Raw genomic sequence first — 11325 nt, forward strand, 5'->3', positions numbered from 1 at the left:
GTTTTGCCTTAGGGCTGTCTGTTACAGCAGTTCGGCGTGGCGGGCTATGAAGCGGCGCTTTGTCAGCTGGGTCAGCGCAATATAGGCGGCGACGATGCCGATGAGCAGCGCAAAGAAGCTCGGCGGCAGCGGCATGAGGCCCAGTGCGTCGGCGATGGGGCTTGCCGGCAGCCAGGTGACAAGTGCCAGGCCCAGCACGGTGAGCACGCACAGCGCAGGTGCGGCGTGGTCGCGCGGGCTTGGCAGGCGCGGGGAGCGCAGCATGTGGATCACGAGCGTCTGCGACCACATGGACTCGACGAACCAGCCACTCTGGAAAATCGCCGCAAAGGTCGCCATGCCGGCAACATTGCCCGCGGCGGCAAGCTCGGACCAGCTCGCGCCCACGGCGGCGGGGCACACCGCAAAGAAGAGCGCGGCGAAGGTCACGATGTCAAACAGCGAGCTCACAGGGCCCAGTTCGAGCATAAAACCCTTGATGGACGCGGCGTCCCAGGCGCGCGGGCGGGCAGTCCAGGCGTCGTCGACGGTGTCCCACGGCAGCGCGATGCACACGATCTCGTAGACCAGCGACAGCAGCACTAGCTGCAGGGCGCTCATGGGCAAAAACGGCAGGAACAGGCTCGCGACGGTCACGGACAGCACGTTGCCAAAGTTGGAGCTCACCGTGGTCTTGAGGTACTTGAGCAGGTTGCCGTAGGTGCGACGGCCTTCGATGATGCCGCGCTCGAGCACGCCCAGGTCCTTCTGGAGCAAGATAATGTCGGCGGATTCCTTGGCGATATCGACGGCGGAGTCGACCGAGATGCCGCAGTCGCTCGCACGCATGGCGGCGGCGTCGTTGATGCCGTCGCCCATAAAGACCACGGTATGGCCGAGCACCTCGCGCATGACGCGCACCAGGCGTGCCTTCTGCAGCGGCGAGAGCTTGGCGAAGAGATGCGTCTGCTCGGCGCGCTCCGCCAGCTCGGCGTCGTCGAGCGCGTCGATCTCGGAGCCCAGCAAAACGTTGCTCGCATCGATACCGATCTGCTCGCAGACGGTGGCGGCGACGCGGTCGTTGTCGCCGGTCAGGACCTTCACCGCCACGCCCTTGGCCTCGAGGGTGGCGACGGCGCCCGCGGCGCTCGCTTTGGGCGGATCGAGGAAGGCCAAAAAGCCCATCAGCACCATGTCGCACTCGTCGGCGATGCCAAACTCGCCCACGGTGCGCGGGTTGGTCTTCTGCGCCACGGCGATCACGCGCAGGCCTTCGGCATTGAGTCCTGCCACCTGCTTGCGAATCTGGGCAAGCTTCTCGTCGGTAAGCGGCTGAGCGGTGCCGTCCACCTCGACGTAGGAGCAAATCTCGAGCATTTCCTCGGCAGCGCCCTTGGTGACCATCTGGGTCTTTCCTTGGGCGTCGGCGACGACCACGCTCAGGCGACGGCGCGAGAAATCGAAGGGCACCTCGTCGACCTTGGTGTAGCGGTCGCGCAGGCTCTGGCCCAGCATGGAATCGGGCGCGACGGCCGAAGGGGTCATGTCGGCGCGGTCGATCACGGCCAGGTCGATGAGGTTCTTGAGGCCCGTCTGGAAGAAGCTGTTCAAAAACGCATGGCGCAGCACACGCGCGTCCTCGTTGCCGTCGGTGTTGAGGTAGCGCTCGAGCACGATGCGGTCCTCGGTGAGGGTGCCGGTCTTGTCGCAGCACAGCACGTCCATGGCGCCGAGGTTTTGGATCGCAGGCAGCTCCTTGACGATGACCTGACGGCGGGCGAGGTCCTTGGCGCCCTGCGACAGGCTCGTGGTCACGATGACGGGAAGCATTTGCGGCGTGATGCCCACGGCCACGCTCGTGGCGAACAGCAGCGCATCGATGACGTTGCCCTTGGTGGCGGCGTTGATGGCAAAGACTGCCGGCGCCATGACGAGCATCAGGCGCACCAGCAGCATCGAGACGCTCGAGACGCCGCGGTCGAACGCGCTCTTCTCGCCGCGCCCGTTGAGCATCTTGGCGATGCCGCCCAGGTAGGTGTCCGAACCGGTGGCCACGACAAGCGCCATGGCGGTGCCGTTTTGCACGGAGGTGCCGGTAAAGACGATGTTCTTGCAGGCGGAGAGCGGCAGCGTGGAGCTGTCGGCGCCTTCGACGACGGTGGCGACGGCGGTCTTCTCGACGGCCTCGCTTTCGCCGGTGAGGGCGGACTCGATCACAAACAGGTCGCGTGCGGTGATGATGCGGGCATCGGCCGGCACCATGTCGCCGGCGGAGAGGCGGATCACGTCGCCGGGGACGAGCTCATCGAAGGGTATCTCGATGCGCTCGCCGTCGCGCAGGGCGGTGCAGGTGTTGGAGACCAGGTCCTTGAGGGCCTCTGCCGCATTGCCGCTGCGTGCTTCCTGGATAAACTTCATGCCGCCCGATACCAGCAGCATGATGCCGATGACGATGACCGTGGAGGGGTCGCGCTGCGGCTCGGGCACGGCGAGCACGTCGATGTAGAGCGAGACCAGCGCGAGCGCGGCGAGGATGCCGGCGAAGGGGTCGATGAAGGCGTCGGCGATGCGGCGGGCAAGTGTCTTGGTCGGCGCCTCGATGGTGTTGGGACCGGCGCCGTCCAGGCGCTCGGCGGCCTGCCCGGCGGTGAGGCCGTCAGCCGTGGCGTCGAGCAGCACGAGGGAGTCCTCGGCGCTATGGGTTGCGGCAAAGATGGTGTTCTTGGCAAGGCCGGCGTGAGCGGCAGGGCGCGCCGTGCGGCGGCGCTTGGAGATGACTTCGAGTACCGTGGCGGTTTTGAGCATCAGCATAGGGTCCTCCTTGTTAAAGGGAGTTAGCGTACGTGTCGTATTGAATTGCAAAAAACCTAGATGTCGCTCACGTCATGCTCGCGAATCACCACAAGGGGGGCAGGCACCTTTGTGGTGATTTTGGTGATCGGCTGTTGGCGCTTATGCGTGCGCGGAATCCTCGCGGCGTGCCGAGGGCGACATGCAGGTTTTTCGACTATGGCTGCCTTCCATGGCACACCTCCTTAAGGCCGGGCGCAGCGCGCTTTGGGTATCTCGTACCCGTTTCAATCCGCCCGTATTCTTGACGAGGGGGTTTGCCGTGTCAACCCCCTTGTTCGGAAAATCATCGTCACTGACAAAGCCCTTACAGAGTGTCGCGGCTCCAAAGCGCGCCCGCATCGACGCCCTGCCTGCGCTAAACTGGAGGGCACGTACGCGATTACGAGAGGAGCCCGCATGGAGGCTTACAAGCAAGAGTTCATCAAGTTTATGGTCGAGTCCGACGTTCTTAAGTTCGGCAGTTTTACGCTTAAGAGCGGCCGTCAGTCCCCGTTCTTTATGAACGCCGGCGCCTACGTGACGGGCTATCAGCTCAAGAAGCTGGGCGAGTACTACGCCCAGGCCATCCACGATAACTTTGGCGATGACTTTGACGTGCTGTTCGGGCCGGCCTATAAGGGTATTCCCCTGGCCGTCGTGACCGCGATTGCCTACCACGAGCTGTACGGCAAGGAGGTCAAGTACTGCTGCGACCGCAAGGAGGCCAAGGACCACGGTGCCGACAAGGGTAACCTGCTGGGCTACGAGCCCCAGGACGGCGACCGCGTGATCATGGTCGAGGACGTCACCACCAGCGGTAAGTCCATCGACGAGACCTATCCCAAGGTCAAGGCTGCTGCCGATGTCGAGATCAAGGGCCTCATCGTGTCCCTCAACCGCATGGAGGTCGGCAAGGGCGGCGTGACCACCGCGCAGAAGGAGATCGAGGCCAAGTACGGCTTCCCCGTCGCGAGCATCGTCTCCATGGCCGAGGTCGTCGAGACCCTCTACAACCACGAGATTGACGGCAAGGTCGTCATCGATGACGAGCTCAAGACCGCCATCGATGCCTACTACGAGCAGTACGGAGTCCGGGAGTAGTTACGCGGTTTTCCAAACCGCGTAACGGCTCGACGCTGCGCGCCGCCCAGAGCGACAATTTGTCATTCAAAAAGGCAAGGCATGACCAGAAGGTCTATGCCTTGCCTTTTTCATGCCAACTTGTTCGCTCTGGACGTCGCTCGCTGTCCGTCCTCTACCTGCGGCGTTGTCTTGCCCCGGATGCGGCAGTAGTCATTGGGGACGTTCTTGTTTGACTAGTCGTTTAAGAACGTCCCCAATGACTAGTCAGAGATGAGCGTGGATAATCTCCCGTTTTTGGCCTGTGTGGGGGCTCAAAGTGGGAGATTATCCACGCTCATTTGATAACTGTCCGAAAATCCACGCTCGTTTACTTGAGGCCGGGGAGGCGGGTGTAGGGGAATGAGCGCTCTAGGAACTCGGCGCGGCGGGCGTAGTCTTTGGCGAAGTAGCTGCTGTAGAGCGAATCGAGCACGTATTGCACGGCGATGTGGCTGGCGAACTGCGTGATGCGGTGCGTCATGCTCTCGTGGTCGCTCACCGTGAGGTAGGCGGCAAAGCCGGGGTGCAGGCGCGCACAATAAGGTGTGCCGATGACAATGACGGGAACATGTCGGCTGCTGAGGATCGGCAAGATTTCCTTGAGGTTGGGTGCAAGGCCGCTGTAGGAGATGACGATCGCCACATTGCCGGAATCCGAGGCGAGCGCCGTGCGCACCTGGGCCTCGGTGCTGCTGTAGCATGTGGCGCTCTTGCCGGACGAAAGTAGGCGGTCGCGGAACATCCCCGCTGGATAGAGGTTGTGCGAGCCGGTGTAGATATCGACCTGCCGTGCCTTCGCGATCAGTTTGGCGGCGTGGTCGAGCTGCGCGGGGTCGAGCAGCTCCTGCGTCTCGGCCAGCGTGGTCTGGTAGAGCCCTTCCATGCGCTCCATAACCTGCGCGGGCGTGGACGTGGCATCGAAGGGAAAGTTGATGTCCACGTCGCGGCGGTTGCCTGCTTCGGTCGCCAGGCGGATAAGCTCGACCTTGAGGTCCTTAAAGCCCTCGAGGCCGAGCTTTTTGCAAAAACGGTGCACGCTTGCGACCGAAACATTGGCGCGGGCGGCAAACTCCTTAATGGAGAGTCCGCGGATGTCCTCGCCCATGGCAAGGGCCGAGATGCCGAGCTGCTGCTCGGTAGGGGTTAGGCCCTGCGCCTCGGTAATCTTGCGTTTGATATCCATTCGAACTCCCGCACTCGCCAAACCTGCCAAAAAGAGACGGGTTTATTTTGGCAGGTTTTGCCCGAGAAGGGTAACGGGGCCGAGGACACCGCTGGGCGCGACGGGCTCGGTGAGGGCGAAGATGTCGGAGGTCGCATGGTCGAGCGTGTTGATGACATCGATGGCGAGCTCGTGTGCGCCGGCGGTAAGCGCGCCTGTCGCAAAGCGGTAGGGCGGGCAGATGCGCGTGCCGAGCGTTTGTCCGTCGAGTGTGAGCGTTGCGACTTCGTAGACATCCCCTAGGTCAATGACGGTGTGGGCGAGGTCGTCGGCCAGCTCGAACGACGTGCGATAGCGGAACGTACCACATACGCCGGGGAACTGCTCGGCCGTGAGGTCGCACAGGCGCTCGAGCTTTTGCGGCTCGCCAAAGGTTCCATCGCTGCCGGCAGGGGAGAGGGCGACGGTCCAGGGGTGGCTGATGTCGAGGGCGAGCGTTGCACGTGTGCTCGTGTCGGTGCAGTCCGCGGGCTCGATTGCGCCGCTTGCCTCCAGAACAACAACGCAGCTCTCGTAAGGCGCCAGCTCCAGCACGCCGTCAAACGCAACGGGCTTGGTGCTGTTCAGCAGGTCGAGGCGCGTTCCGCAAAGACACTTGTCTTGCGGAAGCGAAACCGTGCAGCAAATGCTTTCACGTGGGTGCTCGTTGACCAACATGACGTAGGTCTCGCCGGCACGCTCGTAGCGAAGTGCGCGCAGCCAGGGCTGTGGCCTATCGGTCACAACGGTCTGCAGCCCCGCGTCTGCCAGCGCGTCCGCCACATCGGCAAGTGGCGTTGCCGTAAGCCCGTCCAGATCGGCTGCGCCATCCGCGTCATAAAGAGCGCCGGGCACTTCGTCAGCAGCGAGCACCGTGACACCCGCGGCCATCATGCGCCTCACCTCTTCCGCTGTAGCCGCGCCAATAAACGAGGCGCCCGGCATGACAAACGCCTGGTAGCGACAGCCGTTAACAGCCAGCATTCCATCGGCAATCGAAACCTCGTAACGCCCCTCATCCTCAAAAGCCTCGGCAGGCACAAAGTCAAAATCGATCTGCGCGCGCGTGAGCTCGGCCGCCACGCGCTCGACGGGCATGGCGTTGCCGGCCCATTCGGCGTCGGCATGGTACAGAATGGCGACGGGGCGAGCGGCAGCGCCTTCCGAAAGGAGCGTCGCCGTGCGATTCATATAGCGCATGAGCTGGCCAAAGTGCGGCCATTGCGGGTTGTTGCCGTGCGCGTAAAAGTGCGGCGGGCAGTCCCAATCGGGGAAGGGCGCCATGCTAAACGCGTGCGGCGTAAACCAGTTAATACCGCGGACGAGCATATGGTCGGCAATCCATTTCATCTCGCTCAGGCCCTCGTGCCAGCCAAAGGCGCCAAAGACCTCGGCCATGCAGCGCCCCTGCTTTTTGGGGTCGAGGCGCGCGGCCGAAGAGCCCAGCTTGGCAAGCGCGTACGTAAAGAACTCCATGTTCCATGCGCCGTGGAAGTAGCTGTAGCGCCCGCGGTCAATTCCGGGGGCAAGCTGGTTGATGACCACGTCGACACCGGCCATGTCCTGTCCTGCGACCGCGCGGAAGTAGTGCCCAGCGCCCTGACCCAGGCGCGTGTGACAACTCTTGTCCTCGATCACGTGGCCAATGTGCATGACGCCGTGCGCGCGGCACCAACCGCCAATCTGCTCGTCAAAGCAGCTGCGGTAGAGCTGCGTAGCAAGGTCCATATAGGCGTGGCGAACCTGGGCGCCGTTTGCCTCGCGCGTCCAAAGGCCGTGCAACTTAGCAAGCCAATTCTCGCCAAGCGCATCGCGCAGGCGGTGGGCAAGCTCGTTCGACCACGGCAGCGCTAGGTCGCCTCGCCCGATAAAACTGCTGGTAGAAGCATCGTCGAGCGTGGTGCCCTTCTCGTTCATAAAGCCGGGCTCATCGGTGAAAAAGCCCAAGATCGTTTTGCCAAACTCGTCGCTCAGATGCTCAAACGTGGGCTCGTAGACGGCGTCGATGAGCGCGTGGCACGAGGCGGCGTCGACCATGTTGATGTACTCATCGCGAAAGCCGGTCTTTTGGCTGGTGGCGTACAGCACGATCGTAGTGACGCCGGTGGGGGCGTCAAAACGCAAGCGGGCGGGCGTTCCATCGTCTCCTTGCTCAACAGCGAGCGCAAGGTCGAGCGGCGCACCAGCGGCATCAAAAGCTGCCACGCCCACAAAGCGCTCGGTGGGGTCCATGAGATTACCGAGCTTGATAGTCGTGGACGGTTGGGGACCAACAACCGTAATCGTGCGATGCTTGAGCACGGTTTTCTTGAGCGCGGGGTCGACGCCATCGCCCGCAAGCGCGCCGTTGGCATAGCCTGTGGGGAAGTGGGCGTCGTCGAGCAGCCAGATCTTTAACCCCAGGCGCTTGCACTCGCCGATGATAAAGCGCAGGTCAGACCACCAGCCGTCGCGACAGAAATCGGGATGCGTGCGCGATTCCAGGCAAACCTCGTGGATGTCCGCCCCGGCGATCTGCTCCAGATACTCGGTAATCGTCTCGCGCGCCTCGCCCTTGAGCCACAAGAACGGAAGCACGTGGTTGTCGTAGGTGCCGCCAAGCACCTGCTCAAAATACGCCGCCATATACGCTCCTCCAAAACCGGCCTTTCAAATCCATTGAAGTCAGAGTACGCCGAGCGCGCCGCCCTGCTAATATCAAAACCACGGCAGAATATGACCGAATCAACGATGGGAGCACTATGGAGCTCGCGCGCTTGGATAACCTGCTACTCGAGCTGACCGACAGTGAACGCGCCTATCGCGCGGGCGCCCATTACGACTGGAGCGATGCACTCGGTCAAGGTAATCAGGCAGATATTGATGGCCGATTCATTCGTAAAATTGGCAACCCAACGCTCGCTCTGCACCAAGAAGGCATGCCCGAGGGGCTATCGATTGTTCGCAACTCGCGCTTCAATCCTGTGCCGGAACACGTGCACGATTATGTCGAAATCAGCTATGTCTATCGAGGACGAGCGCCGCAGATCGTCAACGGCGCGCCGCTCATGCTCGCTCAAAACGAAGTCCTCCTGCTCGATGCCGCCTGCCCACATGCTGTTGGCGAGCTCGGTGAGCACGACATAATGCTGAGCGTCATCATCTCGCGGCCAATGCTGCGCCGTAGCCTGGAGCAAAGCCTTTCGCCCACAAGCGCGGTCTCGCGGTTCCTGCTCAACGCCCTCACGGACGAAACCGACCACCGCGGACACGTGCATTTCCATACGGGCGGCAGCCGTCGCGTGCGCCGCTACATGCAGGAGATGCTGTGCGAGCGTCTGGACCCCACGCCGGCGAGCCCCCAGATTGTCTCGAGGCTGTTTGAGCTGCTGTTGGTCGAGCTCATGCAAAGCTACGAGGCCGGTCTTCTGCGGTCGGACGCGCCCGCGCTGCCATCGGCGCAGGTCGCGGCTGCTATGGGCTATATCGAGCGTCACGCCTGCGATTGCGCGCTCGACGACCTCGCCCGCCATCTGCACCTGAGCCCCAACTACGCAAGCGACCTACTCAAGCGTCAGACAGGCCGCACATTCATGCAGCTCGTGCAGGAGGGCCGCCTGGCGCGCGCAGCGGCACTGCTCGACGCCGGTGCCACGGCAGAGGCGGCTGCGCGCGAGGCGGGCTATGCCAACATGAGCTTCTTCTACAAAAAGTTTGCCGAGCGCTATAGCTGCACGCCGGCTGCCTATCGTCAGCGTTTTCCCAGATAAAACCGACCAAAATAAACCTGTCCCTTTTTGGCAGGTGTCAGGAAGTGTCAGGGGCGGGCAGGCGGCGGGGTGCCGCTGCGAAAAGAAGTATCGGGTTTGGCGCCCCCGCCTCCGCATGTCTCCCGCGTGGGCGATACTCGGCTTATCGACCCACGATGCAAAGGAGATGCTCATGGCAAACATCAAGTTCCCCGAGGGTTTCTATTGGGGCGGCGCCACTGCCGCCAACCAGTTTGAGGGCGCTTGGAACGTGGACGGCCGCGGCGCTTCCGTCGACGACCACTTCCTGGGCGGCAGCTATAAGGAGCCGCGTCAGATCACGATCGACATCGACCCCAACCGCTTCTACCCCAACCATGACGGCATCGACTTCTACCATCACTACGAGGAGGATATCGCGCTGTTCGCCGAGATGGGCTTCAACATGTTCCGCATGTCCATCTCTTGGAGCCGAATCTTCCCCAACGGCGACGATGCCGAGCCCAACGAGGCCGGCCTCGCCTTCTACGACCGCGTTTTCGACTGCCTGCGCGCTCACAACATCGAGCCGCTCGTGACCCTCTCGCACTACGAGATGCCCTATCACCTGGTCGAGAAGTACAACGGCTGGGCAAGCCGCGAGCTCATCGGCTTCTTTGAGAAGTATTGCCAGACCGTCTTTGACCGCTATCAGGACAAGGTGAAGTTCTGGCTGACCTTCAACGAGATCAACTGCGGCACCATGGACATGGGCGCCATGATGGAGACCGGCCTGATCCAGGGATTCGAGGGCCCGGCGAGCGCCATCAAGACCACCGCCCAGCAGCGCTTCCAGGCCCTGCATCACCAGTTCGTGGCCAGCGGCCGCGTCGTGCGCTACGCCCACGAGCACTATCCGCAGTTCAAGATGGGCAACATGGATTGCTTCATCCTCTCCTACGCCGCCACGTGCGATCCGGTCGATGTGTTCGCCACCCAGCAGCAGATGAACTCCATGAACTGGTACTGTTCCGACGTGCAGGTGCGCGGCAAGTACCCGTTCTACGCCAAGCGCTTCTGGGCCGGGAACGACGTCGAGCTCGCGATGGAGGACGGCGACCTGCAGGATATCGCCGACGGCAAGGTCGACTTCTACACCTTTAGCTACTACATGTCCGGTACCGTGGGCACCCACAAGGACCACGAGATGACCGAGGGCAACATGACCTTTGGCGGCAAGAACCCCTACCTGGAGTCCACCGACTGGGGTTGGCAGATCGACCCGCTGGGCCTGCGTATCGCCCTCAACGAGATCTACGCCCGCTACGAGATTCCGCTGATGGTGGTCGAGAACGGCATGGGCGCTTACGACGAGGTCGAGGAGGACGGCTCCATTCACGATCCGTACCGCATCGCCTATCTGCAGAGCCACATCAAGGCCATGGGCGAGGCCGTCGCCGATGGTGTTGACCTGATCGCCTACACCTGGTGGGGCCCCATCGACCTGGTGTCCGCCGGCACCGGCGAGATGCGCAAGCGCTACGGCTTCATCCACGTCGATAAGTACGACGACGGCACCGGCACCTACGAGCGCCGCCGCAAGGACAGCTTCTACGCCTACCAGAAGATCATCAAGTCCAACGGTACCGAGGGCTTGGATTAATCGACAATATGAGTGCCACTGGGGAAAAGGTTTTGGGAAGGGCCTGGAAGGGCTCTCGACTCGAGCTCTTACCTTAGCAATTTGGCCATTTGGCACTATAATCACCATAGGCATGCGCATAACGTTGCGCTTAATCAAGAGGAGAAAACGTATGGGTCTGTTTGACATGTTCAAGAAGAAGGCTGAGCCCGCGGCTGCCGCTGCTCCGGCCTCCATCTCTGCTTCTGCCGGCGCCGACGTGCTGTGCTCGCCCGTCAAGGGCAAGGTCATCAAGATGGCCGACGTGCCCGATCCCGTCTTTGGTGGCGAGGTTCTGGGCAAGGGCTGCGCCGTGTGGCCCGAGGACGATTTGGTCTATGCCCCCTGCGACGGCAAGGTGACCGTCACCATGGGTCACGCTGTGGGCCTGCAGTCCGATAGCGGCATCGAGGTTCTGGTGCACGTTGGCGTCGATACCGTCAACATGAACGGCGACGGCTTCGAGGGCTTCGTCAAGGCTGACGATGTCGTGAAGGCCGGCCAGCCCATGCTCAAGATCGACCGCGCCAAGATCGCCGCTGCCGGTTACAAGGACTGCGTCGTCGTGGCCGTGTCCAACACCGCCGAGTTTGCCGATGTTGAGCTCGCCGTCGAGGCTGATTCCGCTGTCGCCGCCGGCGACGCCATCGTCAAGGTTGTCCGCAAGTAAATCGCGGCATCGCATAATGTCTAAGGGTGGTCGGATTATCCGGCCACCCTTTTTGATTACGGGCTTTAGCCTGTGCGGGGCGCGCAGCGCGCCGCATCAGAAACCACCCGCTATGCGGGTGGGGCCAAACGGC

The 11325-nt window shown here is 62.3% G+C and carries 7 protein-coding genes; 4 read left to right on the forward strand and 3 right to left on the reverse strand.

Annotated elements, in window-relative coordinates; genetic code table 11:
- Window positions 1-21: 21 nt before the first annotated feature.
- Window positions 22-2790 (reverse strand): magnesium-translocating P-type ATPase, encoded by a 2769-nt coding sequence (gene mgtA / locus I2H19_RS07345; protein WP_195622217.1) that lies wholly within the window; start codon window positions 2788-2790, stop codon window positions 22-24.
- Between the two features lie 438 nt (window positions 2791-3228).
- Between mgtA and pyrE the strand changes: the two genes are divergently transcribed.
- A complete protein-coding gene (gene pyrE, locus I2H19_RS07350; RefSeq protein ID WP_195363268.1) occupies window positions 3229-3912 on the forward strand; it encodes an orotate phosphoribosyltransferase in 684 nt (227 codons plus the stop codon).
- 349 nt (window positions 3913-4261) lie between these two features.
- On the opposite strand, the gene I2H19_RS07355 is transcribed toward pyrE, so the two are convergent.
- Window positions 4262-5116 (reverse strand): MurR/RpiR family transcriptional regulator, encoded by an 855-nt coding sequence (locus I2H19_RS07355; RefSeq protein WP_195622218.1) that lies wholly within the window; start codon window positions 5114-5116, stop codon window positions 4262-4264.
- Window positions 5117-5158: 42 nt separating this feature from the next.
- A complete protein-coding gene (locus I2H19_RS07360; protein WP_195622219.1) occupies window positions 5159-7759 on the reverse strand; it encodes a glycosyl hydrolase in 2601 nt (866 codons plus the stop codon).
- Window positions 7760-7875: 116 nt separating this feature from the next.
- Here I2H19_RS07360 and I2H19_RS07365 point away from each other — a divergent pair, with 116 nt between their 5' ends.
- From I2H19_RS07365 to I2H19_RS07375, 3 genes are all read left to right on the forward strand, one after another.
- Complete coding sequence (locus I2H19_RS07365) at window positions 7876-8883, forward strand: helix-turn-helix domain-containing protein (protein ID WP_195622220.1); 1008 nt, start codon at window positions 7876-7878, stop codon at window positions 8881-8883.
- Between the two features lie 172 nt (window positions 8884-9055).
- Entirely contained in the window at window positions 9056-10504 is a 1449-nt protein-coding gene (locus I2H19_RS07370) for a glycoside hydrolase family 1 protein (protein ID WP_195622221.1), read from the forward strand.
- A gap of 151 nt (window positions 10505-10655) precedes the next feature.
- Window positions 10656-11192: a PTS sugar transporter subunit IIA gene (locus tag I2H19_RS07375; RefSeq protein WP_055310775.1), complete on the forward strand. Its 537-nt coding sequence runs from the start codon at window positions 10656-10658 to the stop codon at window positions 11190-11192.
- The last annotated feature ends 133 nt before the right edge of the window (window positions 11193-11325 follow it).

It is taken from the genome of Collinsella aerofaciens (genome assembly GCF_015560135.1).
Classification (GTDB): Bacteria; Actinomycetota; Coriobacteriia; order Coriobacteriales; family Coriobacteriaceae; genus Collinsella; species Collinsella aerofaciens_AN.